The organism is Microbacterium sp. NPDC089190 (genome assembly GCF_040701795.1).
Lineage (GTDB): Bacteria > Actinomycetota > Actinomycetes > Actinomycetales > Microbacteriaceae > Microbacterium > Microbacterium galbum.
Genome location: NZ_JBFBHF010000002.1, coordinates 289,495 through 307,407 on the forward strand (window position 1 = coordinate 289,495; position 17,913 = coordinate 307,407).

Annotated in this window: 14 protein-coding genes; 8 read left to right on the forward strand and 6 right to left on the reverse strand. The window is 70.1% G+C overall.

Annotated elements, in window-relative coordinates; all coding sequences use genetic code 11:
• Nucleotides 1-31 precede the first annotated feature (31 nt).
• The 3 genes from AB0230_RS07290 to AB0230_RS07300 are packed head-to-tail and all read left to right on the forward strand — an operon-like array spanning nucleotide 32 to nucleotide 3,650.
• A complete protein-coding gene (locus tag AB0230_RS07290) occupies nucleotides 32-2,200 on the forward strand; it encodes an RNA degradosome polyphosphate kinase (protein WP_363578468.1) in 2,169 nt (722 codons plus the stop codon).
• The gene (locus AB0230_RS07295; protein ID WP_315994805.1) at nucleotides 2,197-3,135 is read left to right on the forward strand and encodes an NUDIX hydrolase; all 939 of its coding nucleotides are present in this window, start codon (nucleotides 2,197-2,199) and stop codon (nucleotides 3,133-3,135) included. Before AB0230_RS07290 ends, AB0230_RS07295 begins: the two co-directional genes overlap by 4 nt.
• Nucleotides 3,132-3,650, forward strand: coding sequence for a hypothetical protein (locus AB0230_RS07300; protein ID WP_366374887.1), 519 nt, complete (start codon nucleotides 3,132-3,134; stop codon nucleotides 3,648-3,650). The genes AB0230_RS07295 and AB0230_RS07300 overlap by 4 nt, the downstream gene beginning before the upstream one ends.
• Nucleotides 3,651-3,711: 61 nt before the next feature.
• Here the strand turns inward: AB0230_RS07300 and AB0230_RS07305 are convergent, their stop codons facing one another.
• Nucleotides 3,712-5,010: a M1 family metallopeptidase gene (locus AB0230_RS07305; RefSeq protein WP_366374889.1), complete on the reverse strand. Its 1,299-nt coding sequence runs from the start codon at nucleotides 5,008-5,010 to the stop codon at nucleotides 3,712-3,714.
• Entirely contained in the window at nucleotides 5,007-8,951 is a 3,945-nt protein-coding gene (locus AB0230_RS07310) for a Pls/PosA family non-ribosomal peptide synthetase (RefSeq protein ID WP_366374891.1), read from the reverse strand. The genes AB0230_RS07305 and AB0230_RS07310 overlap by 4 nt, the downstream gene beginning before the upstream one ends.
• Nucleotides 8,952-9,110: 159 nt before the next feature.
• On the opposite strand from AB0230_RS07310, the gene AB0230_RS07315 reads away from it, so the two are divergent.
• The 4 genes from AB0230_RS07315 to pstB all read left to right on the forward strand — a co-directional run bounded on the left by AB0230_RS07315 (nucleotide 9,111) and on the right by pstB (nucleotide 13,310).
• Nucleotides 9,111-10,238, forward strand: a complete 1,128-nt coding sequence (locus AB0230_RS07315) for a phosphate ABC transporter substrate-binding protein PstS (RefSeq protein ID WP_315994809.1) — start codon at nucleotides 9,111-9,113, stop codon at nucleotides 10,236-10,238.
• 237 nt (nucleotides 10,239-10,475) lie between these two features.
• A complete protein-coding gene (gene pstC, locus AB0230_RS07320; protein WP_315995265.1) occupies nucleotides 10,476-11,432 on the forward strand; it encodes a phosphate ABC transporter permease subunit PstC in 957 nt (318 codons plus the stop codon).
• Nucleotides 11,429-12,511, forward strand: a complete 1,083-nt coding sequence (gene pstA / locus AB0230_RS07325; protein ID WP_363389901.1) for a phosphate ABC transporter permease PstA — start codon at nucleotides 11,429-11,431, stop codon at nucleotides 12,509-12,511. The genes pstC and pstA overlap by 4 nt, the downstream gene beginning before the upstream one ends.
• A 19-nt stretch (nucleotides 12,512-12,530) precedes the next feature.
• A complete protein-coding gene (pstB, locus tag AB0230_RS07330; protein ID WP_366374894.1) occupies nucleotides 12,531-13,310 on the forward strand; it encodes a phosphate ABC transporter ATP-binding protein PstB in 780 nt (259 codons plus the stop codon).
• A 69-nt stretch (nucleotides 13,311-13,379) separates the two neighbouring features.
• Here pstB and AB0230_RS07335 read toward each other — a convergent pair whose 3' ends face one another.
• The 4 genes from AB0230_RS07335 to sigK form a co-directional block, all read right to left on the reverse strand.
• Nucleotides 13,380-14,264 carry an aminodeoxychorismate lyase gene (locus tag AB0230_RS07335; protein WP_366374896.1) on the reverse strand — a complete coding sequence of 295 codons (885 nt, stop codon included), beginning with the start codon at nucleotides 14,262-14,264 and terminating at the stop codon, nucleotides 13,380-13,382.
• Nucleotides 14,265-14,799: 535 nt separating this feature from the next.
• The gene (locus AB0230_RS07340) at nucleotides 14,800-15,438 is read right to left on the reverse strand and encodes a DNA-directed RNA polymerase subunit beta (protein WP_315994812.1); all 639 of its coding nucleotides are present in this window, start codon (nucleotides 15,436-15,438) and stop codon (nucleotides 14,800-14,802) included.
• Nucleotides 15,439-15,502: 64 nt separating this feature from the next.
• Complete coding sequence (locus AB0230_RS07345) at nucleotides 15,503-16,315, reverse strand: anti-sigma factor (protein WP_315994813.1); 813 nt, start codon at nucleotides 16,313-16,315, stop codon at nucleotides 15,503-15,505.
• Nucleotides 16,312-16,914, reverse strand: coding sequence for an ECF RNA polymerase sigma factor SigK (gene sigK, locus AB0230_RS07350; protein ID WP_366374899.1), 603 nt, complete (start codon nucleotides 16,912-16,914; stop codon nucleotides 16,312-16,314). The genes AB0230_RS07345 and sigK overlap by 4 nt, the downstream gene beginning before the upstream one ends.
• 299 nt (nucleotides 16,915-17,213) lie before the next feature.
• Here sigK and AB0230_RS07355 point away from each other — a divergent pair, with 299 nt between their 5' ends.
• On the forward strand, nucleotides 17,214-17,888 hold the full coding sequence (locus AB0230_RS07355) for a fasciclin domain-containing protein (protein WP_315994815.1): 675 nt from the start codon (nucleotides 17,214-17,216) through the stop codon (nucleotides 17,886-17,888).
• Nucleotides 17,889-17,913: the final 25 nt, after the last annotated feature.

Consider the following 17,913-nt stretch of genomic DNA (forward strand, 5'->3'; position numbering starts at 1 on the left):
CCGTGTCACCGACCCCTGCAATGATGTGGGGATGATGGAACACGACGCGCTGGATGCCGGACTCGGCGACGCCGACGACGACGACTTCGACGAGGCGGTCGAAGCCGAGGATGACCAGCTCCCCGACCACCGGTACCTCGACCGCGAGGTGAGTTGGCTCGCGTTCAACCAGCGTGTGCTCGAGCTCGCCGAGGACCCGACCGTCCCGGTCCTGGAGCGCGCGAACTTCCTGGCCATCTTCGCCAGCAACCTCGACGAGTTCTTCATGGTGCGCGTCGCGGGTCTCAAGCGCCGCATCGTCACGGGGCTCGCCGTCCCCACCAACGTCGGTCGCGCCCCGCTCGACGTCCTGGCCGACATCTCCGCCGAGGCCCACCGCCTGCAGCTGCGTCACGCCGCCGCATGGACCGAGAAGGTGCGCCCCGCCCTCGCCGAGGCCGGTATCGAGGTCGTGACCTGGGACTCGCTCGACGACGACACCGCCGCGCGCCTGACCGAGTACTTCCAGCGCAACGTGTTCCCGGTGCTCATGCCCCTCGCGGTCGACCCGGCGCATCCGTTCCCCTACATCTCGGGGCTCTCGCTCAACCTCGCCATCCGCATCCGCAACGCCCGCACCGGGCGCCAGGAGTTCGCCCGTCTCAAGGTGCCGCCGATGCTGCCGAGGTTCGTCGAGGTCGCCGGCGACGGCCCGGGGGTGCGCTACCTGCCCCTCGAGGAGCTCATCTCGAACCATCTCGGCGACCTCTTCCCGGGAATGGAGGTGCTCGACCACCATGCGTTCCGCCTCACCCGCAACGAGGACATGACGATCGAGGAGGACGAGACCGAGAACCTCATCCAGGCCCTCGAGGCCGAGTTGCTGCGTCGCCGCTTCGGCCCGCCCATCCGTCTCGAGATCACCGAGGACATGGATGACGTGACCCGGGCGCTGCTGCTGAGCGAACTCGACATCACCGAGCAGGAGGTCTACCGCCTGCCCGGGTCGCTCGATCTGCGCGGCCTGTTCGATCTCTCGCGGATCGACCGACCCGACCTGCACTACCCCCCGCACGTGCCCAAGACCGCCCTGGCCTTCCAGCCGCCGGAGCAGAACGGGCGCGCCGACCTCTTCGGGGCGATCCGCAAGGGCGACGTGCTCGTGCACCACCCCTACGAGTCGTTCGCGACCAGCGTGCAGGCCTTCCTCGAGCAGGCCGCGCGCGACCCGCACGTGCTCGCCATCAAGCAGACGCTGTACCGCACCTCGGGCGACAGCCCGATCGTGCAGGCGCTCATCGACGCCGCGGAGGCCGGCAAGCAGGTGCTCGCGCTGGTGGAGGTGAAGGCGCGCTTCGACGAGGCGAACAACATCGTCTGGGCGCGCAAGCTCGAGAAGGCCGGCGTGCACGTCGTCTACGGACTCGTGGGCCTGAAGACCCACTGCAAGCTCGCCCTCGTCATCCGCGAGGAAGAGGGGCGTCTGCGCCACTACAGCCACGTCGGCACCGGTAACTACAACCCCAAGACGAGCCGCATCTACGAGGACTTCGGTCTGTTCACGGTCGACGACCAGGTCGGGCGTGATCTCACCCGCCTGTTCAACGAGCTGAGCGGCTACGCAATCGAGAAGAAGTTCAAGCGGCTGCTCGTCGCGCCCCTGCACCTGCGCAAGGGCCTGCTGCGCCACATCGAGAAGGAGCGGCAGAACGCCCTCGCCGGCAAGCCGTCGGGCGTGCGCATCAAGGTCAACTCGATGGTCGACGAGCAGATCATCGACGCCCTGTACCGGGCCAGCCAGGCCGGCGTCCCGGTCGAGGTGTGGGTGCGCGGCATCTGCTCGATCCGGCCCGGCGTCCCGGGGATGAGCGAGAACATCACGGTGCGCTCGATCCTCGGCCGCTACCTCGAGCACTCGCGCATCTTCTCGTTCGCGAACGACGGGGATCCGCAGATCTTCATCGGCAGCGCCGACATGATGCACCGCAACCTCGACCGCCGCGTCGAGGCTCTCGTGCGCGTGATCGACGAGAACCAGCTGCGCGAGCTGACGACCCTGTTCGATCTGGCCATGGACGACGGCACCAGCTCGTGGCACCTGGGGTCGGAAGGCGAGTGGACGCGTCACAGCGTCGACGCCGAGGGCGCCCCGCTGATCGACCTGCAGGAGCACACCATGGCGCTCGTGCAGCGCAAACGACGCGCCCGGACGGCCCGGTGACGGAGACGGCCGTCTACGCCGCGGGCGGTGTCGTGTGGCGGGTGGTCGAGGGGAAGCTCCGTGTTCTCCTCATCCACCGCACCAAGTACCGCGACCTGACGCTGCCCAAGGGCAAGGTCGACCCCGGCGAGACCCTCGCCGAGACCGCCGTGCGCGAGATCCGGGAGGAGACCGGCATCCGCGTGGCCCTCGGCGTGCCCGTGGGGGTGTCGCGATATCGGATGCCGAACGGCCGGACGAAGATCGTGCACTACTGGGCGGCCGAGGCGACCGACGCGGCCGTGCGCACCTCCAGCTTCGTGCCGAACAAGGAGGTCGCGGCGATCGAGTGGATGAGCCTGAAGAAGGCACGGAAGAGCCTCAGCTATCCCGTCGATGTCGAGATCCTCGACGAGTTCCAGCGCTTGGTCGACGAGCGTGCTCTGCCGACCTTCCCCATCGTCGTCCTCCGACACGCCAAGGCGCGCTCGCGCGACGACTGGGACGGCGCCGACGACGCGCGTCCCCTCACCCCTCGCGGTCGGCGGCAGTCGCAGGCGATCGTGGGACCGCTGCTCGCGTTCGGCGTGCGGCGGGTCATCTCGAGCCCCGCCGAGCGGTGCGTCCGCACCGCGACGCCCATCGCGCAGGCCATCGGCCAACGCGTGCAGTTCTCCGCGTCGATCAGTCAAGACGCGTGGGAGGAGGGACGCGCCGACGCGCGGTCGGTCATCGGCCAGCGGGTGCGGTCGCGCAAACCCGTCGTGCTCACCAGCCACGGCCCGGTGCTCCCCGACATCCTGCATGAGCTCGCGCTGGCCACCGGCACGATGAGCGGGTCGTACCTGGGCAGCGCCTCGGCGCTCGAGCCGGCCGCGTTCTCGGTCGTGCACGTGCCGGTGGAGCACCCGGGCGCGGGGATCGTGGCGATCGAGACACACGAGCCGCAGGTGTGACGCTCCCCGCCGGGCTCACCGTCGCCTGGGGCGAGGTCCCCGCGGGCGTCGCGCGTCGCGCGGTGTCGCGGCGCCTCCTCGGCCGGCTCCTGCCCGAGGCGCGCTTTGCCTCGCGGTGCCCGGCCTGCGCGGGCGACCACGGTCGCGTGCACGTGGAGGGGGCGGATGCCACGGTCTCGGTGTCGTACGCACCGGGATGGGCGGTCGTCGCGATGATCCGCGAGCGCACGCGGCTCGGTGTGGACGCTGCTCCCCGTGAGGTGCGCGGGTTGGAGCGGGTGCGACCTGACGCGACGGCGCAGGCCATCGACTGGGCCCGTGTCGAGGCGGTGCTCAAGGCGGACGGCCGAGGACTCGCGGTCGACCCGGGGCGGGTCGAGGTCCGCTCGGACGGCACCACCTGGACCGCGACCATCCGGCCCGGCGCTCTCGACGGTGCGACGTCGTCCGTCGTCTGGCGCGGCTGGGACCTCGACGCCCCCGATGGACTCGTCGCAGCGGTCTCCCTGCCCTGAGGCGATCGCGCTATCGAGTCCCACGACGTGATCGCCCGAGAGGGCGCGGCGCGCGACCCGCTCAGGGACGAGGGGGAAGAGCCCGGTGGTCGATCCATCGCGACAGCACCGTCGCGGCATCCCCTCCCCCGGCAGCCTCCACGGCGCGGCGGAAGTCGTCGGTCGTCACGAGGCGGTGACGATGCTCGGCCGTCCACGCGCGCAGCAGGTCGAAGAACGCGGCGTCACCGACCTCGCGCCGAACCGCGTGCAGGGCGATCGCGCCACGTTTGTAGACGCGGTCGTCGAACATGTCGTCGGGACCGGGGTCGACCAGCAGCAGGTCGCGGGGCTTCGCCACCAGACCCGCGTAGTTCTCGGCGACGCAGGTCTCGACGTCGGTGCCGCCGGACTCCTCCGACCACAGCCACTCCGCGTAGCAGGCGAAGCCCTCGTTCAGCCAGATGTCGCTCCAGCGCGCGAGTCCGACGCTGTTGCCGAACCACTGGTGGGCGAGTTCGTGGGCGACGAGCCGCTGCGCAGCGGGGACGAGGTGGTTCATGCCGAAAACGGCGAGCCCCTGCGCCTCGAGCGGGATCTCCAGCTCGTCGGCCGTCACGACGAGGCTGCACGCCTCCTGGGGATAGGGGCCGAACAGCCGGTCGAACAGCCGCAGCATGTCGGGCACCGTCGCGAATGCCCGATCCGCGGCCGACGTCAACGCGGGCGGAGCCGTGACCGACACGGGCGGGATGACTCCGTCGCCGCTGCCGACGAGCGGACGCGTCCGGTACCGACCGACGTGGACCGCCGCGAGATAGGTCGCCGTGGGCACGTCGGAGGTGAAAGTCGTCGTCACCCGTCCGCCGCGGCGGGCGGTCGCTCCCCCCACCCCGGTGGCCGCGACCGCGTAGCCGTCGTCGACGGTGATCGCCATCCGCATGCGCGCCCGGGCATCGGGGCGGTCGTTGCACGGGAACCACGTGGGGGCACCGATCGGCTGCCCCGCGACCAGGGCGCCGTCGGTCAGCTCCTCCCAGCCCACCGTGCCCCACCGCGAGCGTCGAGGGGCGGGGGCACCACCGTATGTCACCTCCACCGCGAAGCGCTCCCCCGGCGCGATCGTGCGGCCGGGGGTGACGCGCAGCACGCGCGGTCCCGCGGCGAAACGCGCGGGGGCGCCGTCCATCCGCACGCGTCCGGTCCGCAGGCCGACGAGGTCGAGGGCGAACGACGACAGGGACTCCCGGGCGATGCCCACGATCGTCGCCACCCCGTCGAGGCGGTTGGTGCGGACGCGATAGGTCAGAGACAGGTCGTACGACTCGACGTCGTACGACCTGTCTCCGCTCTGCGGGGCGTAGGAATCGGCGCCGCTCACGTCGTCGACTGGTAGGCGCGCACCTTCACCGCGCGCCAGGGGCCGATGGGGTTGCCGCTCCACCGCGAGCCGACGGGGACGGTCTCCCCGCGCATGACCAGCGAGGCCGGACCGACGGTCGCGTGCGCGCCCAGGGTCGAGGCGGGCAGCACCACGCTGTGAGGCCCGAGGGTCGCCCCGGGCTCGAGCTCGACGGTGTCCATGCTCATGATTCGATCATGGAAAAGGTGCGTCTGCACCACGCAGCCCCGATTGACCGTCGATGCGTCGCCGAGGGTCACGAGATCGGGCTCCGGCAGCCAATAGCTGTCGCACCACACGCCCCGGCCGATGCGCGCGCCCAGGCTGCGCAACCAGACCGCAAGGGCCGGCGTCCCGGCCGCCGCGCGGGCGAACCAGGGTGCGGCGACCATCTCGGTGAAGGTGTCCGACACCTCGGTGCGCCAGACGAAGCTCGACCACAACGGCTGCTCCCCCGCCCGGATGACGCCGACGATGGCCCACTTCGCCGCGGTCGACATCCCGGCCGCCACCGCACCGGCCGCGAGCATCACGACCCCCGACAGCAGCAGCGTCCACACGGGGCCGAGGCCCTCCCACAGCGCGGCGAGCGCGAAGATCACGCCGAGGCCGATGCCGCACGTCACGACCACCGGAACGAAACGGCACAGCTCCCACAGCGTACGGGCCAGCCGGAGCCGCGCCGTCGGCCGGTACGTGCGCGACTCGTCGCCCTCCGCGGACAACCGTCGCAGGCGCACCGCGGGCGAACCGAGCCACGACGACCCGGCCTTCGCTTTGCGCGGCGCGGCCGACAGCACGGCCACGAGCCCGTCGCGCGGCACGCGGTGGCCCGGAGCCGCCATCCCCGAGTTGCCCAGGAATGCGCGCTTCCCGATGCGCACGGGCCCGAGTCGCAGCCACCCGGCGTGCAGTTCGTAGGAGGCGACCATGGTGTCGTCGGCGAGGAACGCACCGTCCTCGATGCGGGTCATCGACGGGATGAGCAGAACCGTGGACGCCTCGACGTCGCGACCGACGCGCGCGCCCAGCATCCGCAGCCAGACGGGGGTGAACAGCGACGAGTACAGCGGGAAGAGGATCGTGCGCCCGGCATCCAGGAGGCGCTCGATCGTCCAGGCCTGCCACGCGACGCGGCTGCGCACGGGATGCGTCCCCTCGACGAGACCGAGCGAGAGCAGCCGCACGAGCAGCACCACGGATGCCGCGAACACGAGGCCGGTGACCGCGACGGCGGGCACGAGCCACGCGAAGGCCGCTCCCGCGGCGGCGCCGAGGGTCGCGGATCCGCGCACCCCGTGCGCGAGCACGAGCCCGCCGACGGTGAAGGCGGACAACGGTAGGAGGGCGAGCAGCACCGCCGAACCGGCGTAAGCCCAGAGCCACCGCGTCGGTGTGGCCGGGCGCTCCGTCGGCCAGTCCTTGGCGGTGCCGCCGACGCGGACGGCGGGGGAACCGGCCCAGGACTGGTCGGCCTTCACGCGGCCGAAGACGGCCGAACCCGGCGCGATCTCGGCGCGTCGCCCGATGCGCGTTCCCGGCGCGAGGGTGGAGCGCGCCCCCACCGTCGCCTCTGCGCCGATGCGCACCTCGCCGATGCGCACGAGGTCGCCGTCGATCCAGTACCCGGTGAGATCCACCTCCGGTTCGATCGACGCACCGTCGCCGACGACGAGCAGCCCCGTCACCGGCGGCAGCGCGTGCAGATCGACGTCGCGCCCGATCCGCGCGCCGAGCGCGCGCGCGTAGTACGACACCCACGGCGCCCCCGCCAGGCCGACCGCATCCACCTGATCGGAGATCTGCTCGGCGAGCCAGAGTCGGATGTGCACCCAGCCTCCGCGCGGATAGTCACCCGCGCGGACCCCCGCGAGCAGGAGACGAGCGGATGCCACGGCGATCGCCATGCGCCCGAAGGGCGTCGCGAACACGAGCAGGCCGATCACCAGCACGGGCCACGGGACGCTCGGCAGCACGTCGAATCCGGGCAGGAGCCGCAGGATCGCGGACGCGGTGAGCAGGTACAAGAGCCATCGGATGCCGGAGAGGATGAACAGCGGAGCGCCCAGCACCGTCTGCACCCATTGCGTCGTGCGCGGCGTCGGGGCGGCCCGGTGGAAGGATGCCGGCGTCTCATCGGCCAACTGCGGTCCAAGCGCCTTGGCCATCGCACCCAGCCGCGGCACGTCGTAGATGTCGGCCACCGAGAACTCCGGCACACGGGCGCGGATGCGCGAGACGAGCTGCGCCGCGGCGAGGGACCCGCCCCCGAGGTCGAAGAAGTCGGCCTTGCGATCGGTGACCGGCATTCCCAGCACCGCCTGCCACTGCTCGGCGAGCCAGGACTCGTCGGCCGAGAAGTCGGTGGCGGCGGGGGTTTCCACCCCGGGCAACGGCCACGGCAGCGCCGCGCGATCGACCTTCCCCGAGGTGCGCACGGGCAGCGACTCGACGACACCCAGAAGCGGGATGGTCGCCGCCGGCAGACGCTCGGCCAGCAGCTCTCGGGCCGCGTGCCGGTCGAGCTCACGACCCTCCTCCATCACGAGGTATCCCACGAGCACCGGTACGCCGGCTTCGGTCGTGCGCACGGCGACGGTCGCCGCGCTCACCTGCGGCAGGTCCTGGAGGGCCGACTCGACCTCGCCCAGCTCGATGCGGCGGCCCCCGACCTTCACCTGATCGTCGGCGCGACCCTGGAACACCAGCCCCTCCGTGTCGAAGCGCACGAGATCGCCCGAGCGGTACGCCCGCTCCCAGCCGAGTGTCGGCATCGGCGCGTATTTCTCGGCATCCTTGGCCGGATCGAGATAGCGCGCGAGCCCCACACCCCCGATGATCAGCTCGCCGACCTCTCCCTCGGCCACCGGCCGACCCTCGCCGTCGACCACGGCGAGCGCCCACCCGTCGAGCGGCAGGCCGATGCGCACGGGAAGCGAGCCGTCCAGCCGTGCGGCGCAGGCCACGACGGTGGCCTCGGTCGGGCCGTAGGTGTTCCACACCTCGCGCCCCTCGGCGACGAGGCGGGCGGCGAGCTCGGGCGGACAGGCCTCGCCGCCGAAGATCAGCAGGCGCACGTTCTCGATGGAGTCCGCGGGCCACATCGCGGCGAGGGTGGGCACGGTGGACACGACCGTGATGCCCTGACGCAGCAGCCACGGCGCCAGGTCCTCCCCGGACCGCACGAGAGAGCGAGGGGCGGGGACGAGGCACGCGCCATGCCCCCAGGCGAGCCACATCTCCTCGCACGAGGCGTCGAAGGCGACGGAGAGACCGGCCAGCACGCGGTCTCCCGGGCCGAGCGGCTCGTCCTGCACGAAGATGCGTCCCTCGGCTTCGACGAACGCCGCCGCGGATCGGTGCGAGACGGCGACTCCCTTCGGCACCCCCGTCGACCCCGAGGTGAAGATGATCCAGGCGTCGTCGTCGACGGAGGGCGGCGCCACGATCGGCACGGCGCTCGTGCTCGGGTGGGGCGCCTCTCCCTCGTACAACCGCACGAGGTCGCCCGTACCGTCGCCCGAGACGAACTCCCCGTCGCCCGCGACGATCCCGCGCACGCCCGCCTCCCCGAACACCAGCCGCGCGCGCTCGTCGGGGTCGTCGGCATCGACGGGAACATAGGCCGCCCCCGCGGCCATCACCGCGAGGATCGAGACGTAGAGCTCCTTCGACCCCGACGGCATCCGCACCCCCACCCGGTCACCGCGGCGTACGCCGGCATCGTGAAGGGCCGCGGCCGTCCGCCAGACGCGGGCCAGCAGCTCGCGGTAGCTCAGGGCGCCCGATCCGTCGTCGATCGCCGATGCTTCCGGATGCCGGGCGGCCACCGCCGACAGCAGATCGATGAGCGTGCGCGCGGGGGCGGCGGCATCCGTTCGATCGAGCGGGCCCTGGGCGGCGAAGGCAGAGGTCGTCACGGGGCTGAACAGTACAAGGCCCAGGCGAACACCCCGGACGGGCCACCCCGGTTCACCTTCCGTTCACCCATGCAACGCACACTCTTAAGAGTCGCTGTTTACCGTTCCCGACGAACCCTGCACCGGGTTCCGTCCCCAAACATGCGAAGGATTCACATCGTGAAGCTCTCCCGACTCGCCCAGCTGGGCACCGTGGCCGCCGTGGCCTCCCTGACTCTCGCCGGCTGCGCCGGCACCTCGGGCTCCGGCGACGCCGCGGGCTCCTCGGCATCCCCCACGTCGTCCGACGTGGCGTTCAGCATCGACCCGAACCTCTCGGGCACGATCACCGCGGGCGGCTCCAGCGCCCAGTCCAACGCGCAGGCCGCGTGGACCAGCGCCTACAACGCGCAGGCCAAGGGCGTCACGATCAACTACGACAAGTCGCAGGGCTCCGGCGGTGGCGTCACCAACTTCCTGAGCGGCGCGTACGACTTCGCCGGCTCCGACGCCCCCCTCAACGCCGACCAGACCACCCAGTCCGAGGCCCTGTGCACCGAGGGCGGCGTCAACATCCCCGTCTACCTCGACGGTGTCGCGATCATCTTCAACATCCCCGGTGTCACCGACCTGAAGCTCTCGGGCGAGACCATCGCGAAGATCTTCGCTCTGCAGATCACCGACTGGTCCGACCCGGCCATCACGAAGGACAACGGCACCGCGCTTCCCGCCGGCGCCATCACCACCGTCGCACGCTCGGACGGCTCGGGCACGACCCAGAACTTCACGAACTACCTCGCCGCGACCCAGTCGTCGGTGTGGACCTCGCCCGCCGGGAAGGACTGGCCGATCGAGGGCAACGTCTCGAAGCAGAAGGGCGGCTCGGGCGTCGTCGAGGCCGTCAAGGCCGGCTCGGGCACGATCGGCTACGCCGACCACTCGGCCATCGGCGACCTCAACGCCGCGTCGATCGTCCAGGACGGCACCGCCGTCGCCTACAGCGCCGAAGCCGTCACCGCGACGTTTGAGGCCGCGGCCGTCGACGCCTCCACCGGTGTCACGGGCGACCTGGCGAAGAAGTTCGACTACTCGAAGCTCACGGCCGAGACCTACCCGATCCCGCTCGTGTCGTACGCGATCACCTGCACCACCTTCAAGGACGCCAAGCAGGCCGAGCTCGTGAAGTCGTACCTCGGCTTCGTCACCAGCTCGCTCGGCCAGCAGGTCGCCGCGAAGAACGCCGGCTCGGCGCCGCTGCCCGACTCGGTGCTCGAGGCCGCGGCCGAGACGCTCGCCGCCATCAAGTAAACATCTCTTCGGTTTCGGCCCGGCCCGCATTTTTCGTGCGGGTCGGGCCGGGCTGATCGGAACGTTCGACCCGGGTCGAACGCTCCGCTGAGCCGAATCCTCAGAGAACACCCGACCGAGGAGCACCCATGACCCGTGCCGAGCGTGAGGTCCCCCGTGACTGACACCGTCTCCGACACCGAGACCGCCCCGTCCGCACCGACCGATCCGACCACGTCGACCCCGGCCCGCACGAGCATCGTGGGCAAGCGCCGGGTCGGCGACTCCGTCTTCCTGGGTCTGTCGACCACCGCCGCGGTGTCGATCATGATCATCCTCGCGGGTGTCGCGATCTTCCTCATCCTGCGCGGTCTCCCCGCGATCACGGCCAACTGGAGCGAGGGCGACCTCGCCGGCTACCAGAACGGCCAGTGGTCGAACTTCTGGGAGTACGTCGGCCCGCTGCTCTTCGGCAGCGTGTGGGCGGCCTTCATCGCCATGATCATCGGCACCCCCGTGGCCATCGGCATCGCGCTGTTCATCTCGCACTACGCGCCGCGCCGCATCGCCGGCGCCCTGGGATACGTCGTCGACCTGCTCGCCGCGGTCCCCTCGATCGTGTTCGGCCTGTGGGGCATCATCGTCATGCGCCCGCTGCTCCTGCCCGTCGGCGAGTTCCTGAACGAGTACCTCGGCTGGATCCCGCTGTTCCAGGGCCCCGTGTCGTCGACAGGCTCCACGATGCTCACCGGTGGGGTGGTGCTCGCGGTGATGATCCTCCCGATCGTCACCTCGATCACCCGCGAGATCTTCCTGCAGACCCCGCGTCTGCACGAAGAAGCCGCCCTGGCCCTCGGCGCGACGCGCTGGGAGATGATCCGCCTGTCGGTGTTCCCCTACGCCCGCAGCGGCATGGTCTCGGCCACTCTGCTCGGACTCGGTCGGGCCCTCGGCGAGACCATGGCCATCGCGCTGATCATCTCGCCGAGCCTCATCTACTCGGTGCTGTTGCTGACCGACGGTTACAACTCGCAGACCATCGCGGCCAACATCGCGCTGAACTTCCCCATCGCGACCGACCTGCAGCGCTCGGCGCTCATCGGGACCGGTCTGATGCTGTTCGTCATCTCGCTGGCGGTCAACATGTTCGCCCGCTACATCATCGGCGCGACGGGCCCCGGCGCCAAGGGTCGCAAGAAGGGCAAGCGCTCATGACCGTCACGGCTCCCTCCGCGCCGCTGGCCCTCACCAGCGGCCAGCTGCCCCGCTTCATCGAGCCGATGGTGCTCGCGGGCGTCGCGATCGTCGTCGCCGTGCTGCAGCTGCTGTTCGGCGGTTTCAACCTCGCGGCGTGGCTCATCCTCACCGCGCTGCTGTACCTGATCGCCATCGGCATCGGCTCGGCCATCGTCGAGAACCGCCGTAAGGCCGTCGACCGGGTCATCCGCGGCCTCGTCACGGCGGCCTTCCTGCTCGCCGTGGCGCCCCTCATCTCGACGCTCTACACGGTCGTGTCCAAGGGCCTCGCCGTGGTGAACCTGCCGTTCATCACGCAGGTCGGCGGCTCGGCATTCAACCCCGACACCCTCGAGGTCGTGGCGACCGCGGGTGCCTGGCAGGCGATCACCGGAACGCTCATCATCACGGGTATCGCCGCCCTCATCTCGGTCCCGATCGGCATCCTCGCGGCCGTCTACCTGGTCGAGTACGCCCAGCCGAACAACCCGCTGCGCCGCGCGATCACCTTCCTCGTCGACGTCATGACGGGCATCCCCTCCATCGTCGCCGGTCTGTTCGCGTTCTCGCTGTTCAGCCTGATCGTCGGCCCGAAGGCGTTCAGCGGGTTCTCGGCATCCATCGCCCTGTCGGTGCTGATGATCCCGATCGTGATCCGCTCCACCGAGGAGATGCTGCGTCTGGTGCCCGCCGACCTGCGCGAGGCCTCCCTCGCGCTGGGTGTGCCGCGGTCGGCGACCATCATCAAGGTCGTGCTGCGCACGGCCGCCTCGGGCATCATCACCGGTGTCGTGCTCGCGGTCGCCCGCGTCGTCGGCGAGACCGCTCCGATCTTCATCGCGGCGAGCTTCACCGACAACTTCAACGCCAACCCGTTCGAAGGCCCGATGCAGACGCTGCCCGTGATGGCGTACACCGCCTACAGCTTCCCCGGACAGGACATCGACGCGTCGCAGGCCAACGCCTGGGGCGCCGCGTTCCTCCTCGTCGTCCTCGTCGTCATCTTCAACCTGATCGCCCGTATCGTGGCGGCGGTGTTCGCGCCCAAGGCGCGCTGAGCCCAGAAAGGCACCTCTCGTGTCCAAGAGCATCGAGGTCCAGGACCTCAACGTCTACTACGGCGACTTCCTCGCGGTCGAGGGCGTCTCGATCGACATCGAGCCCCGCTCCGTCACCGCCTTCATCGGTCCCTCCGGCTGCGGCAAGTCCACGTTCCTGCGGACGCTGAACCGTATGCACGAAGTCATCCCCGGTGGTCACGTCAAAGGCCGCGTGCTGATCGACGGCGACGACCTCTACGGACCGGGCGTCGACCCCGTCCTCGTCCGTCGTCACGTCGGCATGGTGTTCCAGCGGCCGAACCCGTTCCCCACGATGTCGATCCGCGAGAACGTCCTCGCCGGCGCGCGCCTGAACAACAAGCGCCTGTCGAAGAGCGACGGCGACGCGCTCGTCGAGAAGTCGCTGCAGGGCGCCAACCTCTGGAACGAGGTCAAGGACCGTCTCGACAAGCCCGGCGGCGGCCTCTCGGGCGGTCAGCAGCAGCGTCTGTGCATCGCCCGCGCGATCGCCGTCTCCCCCGACGTCCTGCTGATGGACGAGCCCTGCTCGGCCCTCGACCCGATCTCGACGTTCGCGATCGAGGAGCTCATCTCCGAACTCAAGAACGAGTACACGATCGTCATCGTCACGCACAACATGCAGCAGGCGTCTCGCGTGAGCGACAAGACCGCCTTCTTCAACATCGCGGGTACCGGCAAGCCCGGCAAGCTCATCGAGTACAACGACACCTCCACGATCTTCACGGCACCCACCGTGCAGGCCACCGAGGACTACGTCTCGGGACGCTTCGGATAAGCACTCGCCCCCGCGAGAACGAAGGCCCCCGCTGTTGCGGGGGCCTTCGTCGTTCTCGAACGGGACGGATCAGTCGCGGCGACCGAGCAGGAAGGTGTTCAGCTCGTCGGTGAGCCCCCGGTCGACGGCGACGGCGCGGCCGTCGACGGCGGAGATGGGAGCCGCGAGGCGCACGCTCGACAGCAGCCAGGCGGCATCCGCCCGCTCGAGATCACCCACGGGGACGTTCTCGTACCCGGTCTCGAAGCCGCGCTGCTCGAGGTGCGCGAACACGCTCAGCTGCGTCGTGCCGTGCAGGATCCCCGCGCTCGGCGACGGAGTGACGAACCGGCCGTCGATGCGGAGGAGAAGGGACGCCGTGGGCGCCTCGAGGAGGAACCCGTCGGTCGTGACGAAAACGGCATCGTCGGCACCCCGTCGCTTCGCCTCGCGGATCGCGGCCATGTTGACGGCGTACGAGAGCGTCTTGGCTCCCAGGAGCAGCCAAGGCGCGCGGGCGGGCACGTCGAGGGGGTACCCGCGATCGAGCGTCACGACGCGCACGCCGTCGCGTCGGGCCGCGGAATTGTCGGGGGCCGTCGCGAGAGTGACCCAGGCGGCCGGCATCGCGCCGCCCTCGATTCCGCGACTCAGGATGAGCTTGATGACGCTCTCCCCCGGCCCCGCCTCGGCGCTGACGCGCTGGATCGCCGCGCGCCACTGCGCGAGATCGGGTGCCGGCAGATCACACAGGGATGCCGAGTGCGCAAGTCGTTCGAGGTGCGGGCCGACCTCGTGCGGGTGCCCGTCGACGACCCCGATGGACTCGAAGACGCCGTCACCGCGCTGCGCGCTCAGGTCGCCGAGTTCGAGGGCGGGAGCAGACGGGTCGATCACGCGGAGCGTGCTTCGCAGATCGCCGCCCTTCTCGAGGGATGCCACGGGGTCGATCATGAGAGCGAAGCGCAGAACCATGACGTGAGCCTACGGGGAGACCCCGACACGCCCGGGTCTTGTCAACGGGGGTCGCGGAGGGAATGTCTCGGGGGTGGCCTTGTTACACTTATCTAGCCGGGCCGCAGTAACCCCGGGCTCCATCTTCTGCCGCTCTGAGCGGCCTTGCGCCGAGAGGCGTTCTGCGGTCCGGCACTTATCTTTTCCGGCGTTCATCATCGATGCGGCGTGCAGTCCTCCCGCCCGTCGACCGCCTCGTTCTCTCCCGACCGCCGCGCTCTCCCATGCGTCCGTGCTCTGCGCCCTCCTGGGCCGCGTGTCCACGACGCGCCGCGACCGGCGCGTGCCTTCGGCGTGTCCTGGACAGTCGACGGAAGAAGGCGCCGCCGCGTGACCCGATGTCGGCCTCTGCGCCGCGCGGTGCCCGAAGCAGCACGCGCCGCGGCATCCTGAGACGAGTGTCCGGGACACGCCGCGACCGCCGTGCGGATGCGGCGCGTCCTGGACACTCGAGGAGAAAGCGGCCGGGGTTGCGCGGAAAGGAGGCGGGGGCGGCTCAGGTGAGGGCGTCGCGGCGCCAGAGCGACGCGGAGGCCGACAGGTCGTCGGCATAGGTGGCGAGACGGAGGGCGCGGGTGGTGAGCGCCGTCGCGCGCTCCGACTCGGTGTTCTCGTAATCGTCGGCCAGATGCGTCGAGCCGGCCGCCTGGACGCGGCAGAAAGCGGCGGCGCGGTCGAGAGCCACCGCGAAATCGCCGTCGAAAAGCCCGCGGAGGATGGTGTCGATGAGCTGCACGAGCTCCTCCGGGCCGGCCGGGGCGGGCGCCCCCGCAACCACCGCATCGACGGTGGCCATCTCCACCCGTCCCCGCTCGTACAGCAGCGCCGCCGTCGCCGCGTCGTCGTGGATCATCAGCTGCAGGAGGTAGAGACGCCACAGGGCACCGGGGAGCGACCGGGCCGGCGAGCGCGACCAGAGTTCGGCGATGTCGTCGATCCCGTGATCATCGGTGAAGGCGACGAGGCGTTCCACCACGTCGACGCTCGGGTCGGCGCGAACCCGCGACAGCAGCGCCTGAGCCGTGCTGTGGGCGACGCGCGACACCTCGGCGGGATCCTCTGCCGAGAACAGGCGGTCGAAGAGTTCGGCGGGACGCCGGACCGGCTTGTGGAATTCGCGGGGTGAGTCGCTCATCATTCCAGGCTAGAGCGTGCCCCGCCGCGGGCGGGCCGCGGACGACCCGCTCACCGGCCGTGGATCACGCCGTGGCGACGGCGACGACCGGAGCAGAGCTGGGCGTTCCGTCGGGCGACCCGCCCGCCGGCTCGATCGTCACGGCGATGACATCGCCGCTGTGCATCTCGCCCTGCAGGACCGCCGTGGCCTTGCCATCGGCATCCGGTTCGAAGGTGCCCGCGGCGATCGGCGTCTCGCCGCGCACAAACCACAGCTCGTAGGTCTTCCCCTGCTCGGGGGCCGGCATGCCGTCGGTGACCAGCACGCTCTGCCCCGTCGACGGCGACCAGTGCGCGGTCGCCACGGTGCCGTCGGGCATCGTCGCGGTCGCCGACTGCGCGTCGGGGGCGTCTTCGATCTGCTGGAGCGCCACGACGGCGGCCGGGGGAGCGAAGATCTGGCTGACGGTCACGGCACCGAAGCCGAGCACGAGCACGGCCGCGAACGAGGCCGCCAGCGTGAACCACCGACGCGGTCCCCATCCGGATGCTGCGGACGGACCGATGGTGACGCTCTCGCGCTCGGGTGCGACCGGAGCGGCACCCACGGCCGCGAAGTCCTCCTCATCGAGACGCGAGGAGGACTCGTCGACCGGTGAGGCCGAGTCCTGCGGGAGCTCCGAGATACGCGCGAACAGGGATGCGCGGACGGAGGGCGGGGGCTCGACGGGCTCGACGGAGGCGCTGATCGCCGTCACGATGTCGCTCGCGTCGCGCACGTGGTGGTCCCAATGCGGATTTCCCGCCAAAGCCTCCTGGTACGCGCGCTCATCTGCCTCTGACAACGCGTTCAACGCGTGTCCGACGGCGAGGTCGGCGAAATCCCTCTCGTTCACTTGTCCACCCCCATTTCCATCCTCAAGCGCGACAACCCGTCGCGCATTCTGGTCTTGACCGTTCCGAGCGGCGCCCCGACGAGGGTCGCGATCTCACTTTGGCTGTACCCGCCGAAATAGGCGAGCGTGAGGGCTTCCTTCTGGGCGTCGGGAAGCGCCGCCAATGCATCGACGACGCGCCGCCCTTCCATTTTCAGTTCTACTCTCTCGGAGACATCGTCATAAGCGACGTCCATATCGCGGAATCCCGCGCGCACATCTCGATCCGTACTCGACTGCGACGACCGGACCCGGTCCACCGCTCGCCGGTGCGCGATCGTGAGCACCCACGATCTTCCTTGACCTCTGTTCGGAGTGAACCGTGAAGCGGATTGCCAGACTTCGAGGAAGACCTCCTGCAGGACCTCCTCGCTCTGGGCACGGTCGACGAGCACGCGCAGGATCAGACCGAAGGCCCGCGCGGAGAGAGCGTCGTACACGCCCGCGAATGCGGCACGGTCGCCGGCGGCGACGCGCATCAGAAGGGCGCCGATCTGGTCGACCGATCCCGTCCCGTCGTCGGGGAGGTCGAAGCCGTCGATCACCATGTCATCCATCATTGCCTACCGGCCTGGAGAGTCCCACGCATACGCGCGCGCGTCGCGGTTGAGCTAAGGAGGGCGGGAACGAACCCCGACGGGGTGCTCGAAAAATATTCGCAAGAATATTTACTCAACTCTGATCTGGGCTTTTCCTTCAAATGGGACGACATTTTGGGGTCCGTGCGCAACATTCCGCAATCCGATCCCCGGGGGGTCCCGAAGACCCTGTGTAAGCCGCTCCACGGCGAACCGCCCCTCGCACCGGGGTGTCCCTGCCGGGTCGCAGACCGCGATCCGAACGATTTCGGAGGAATGTCATGCTCACCAACAAGAAGCCTGTCGTCGCCGGTCTCGCCCTCGTTCTGGGTTCGGCCTTCGCTCTCACCGCATGTTCGGGTGGCACCACCTCGGGCAGCACCGCCGAGGAAAGCTCGTCGGCGCCCTCGATGGCCGCTTCGCCCTCCGCGTCGGCGTCGTCGTCGATGATGGACCCGGCCGCCAACCTCGTGGGCCCCGGTTGCGCCGACTACGCCGCCGCCGTTCCCTCGGGTGCCGGTTCGGTCGAGGGCATGGCCGCTGACCCGGTCGCCGTCGCCGCCTCGAACAACCCCCTCCTCACCACGCTCACCGCGGCCGTCAGCGGTCAGCTGAACCCCAACGTGAACCTGGTCGACACCCTCAACGGCGGCGAGTTCACCGTCTTCGCTCCGGTCGACGACGCCTTCGCCAAGATCGACGCCGCGACGATCGACTCGCTGAAGACCGACACCGACACCCTGACCAAGATCCTCACGTACCACGTGGTTCAGGGTCAGCTCTCGCCCGACGAGATCGACGGCACGCACACCACCGTCGAGGGCCAGGACGTCACCGTCGCCGGCTCCGGCGACGCGATCACGGTCAACGGCTCGACCAACGTCATCTGCGGTGGCGTCCAGACCGCCAACGCGACCGTGTACCTCATCGACTCGGTGCTGATGCCCCCGATGTAAGTCCTCGGAGCGTGAGCAATCACGC

What these genes read in the sequence shown, in the direction of transcription:
- AB0230_RS07355 (WP_315994815.1), top strand. Translation starts at nt 17,214, where the DNA reads ATGCTCACCAACAAGAAGCCTGTCGTCGCCGGTCTCGCCCTCGTTCTG.
- sigK (WP_366374899.1), bottom strand. Translation starts at nt 16,914, where the DNA reads ATGATGGATGACATGGTGATCGACGGCTTCGACCTCCCCGACGACGGG.
- pstA (WP_363389901.1), top strand. Translation starts at nt 11,429, where the DNA reads ATGACCGTCACGGCTCCCTCCGCGCCGCTGGCCCTCACCAGCGGCCAG.
- AB0230_RS07290 (WP_363578468.1), top strand. Translation starts at nt 32, where the DNA reads ATGATGGAACACGACGCGCTGGATGCCGGACTCGGCGACGCCGACGAC.
- AB0230_RS07340 (WP_315994812.1), bottom strand. Translation starts at nt 15,438, where the DNA reads ATGAGCGACTCACCCCGCGAATTCCACAAGCCGGTCCGGCGTCCCGCC.
- AB0230_RS07335 (WP_366374896.1), bottom strand. Translation starts at nt 14,264, where the DNA reads ATGGTTCTGCGCTTCGCTCTCATGATCGACCCCGTGGCATCCCTCGAG.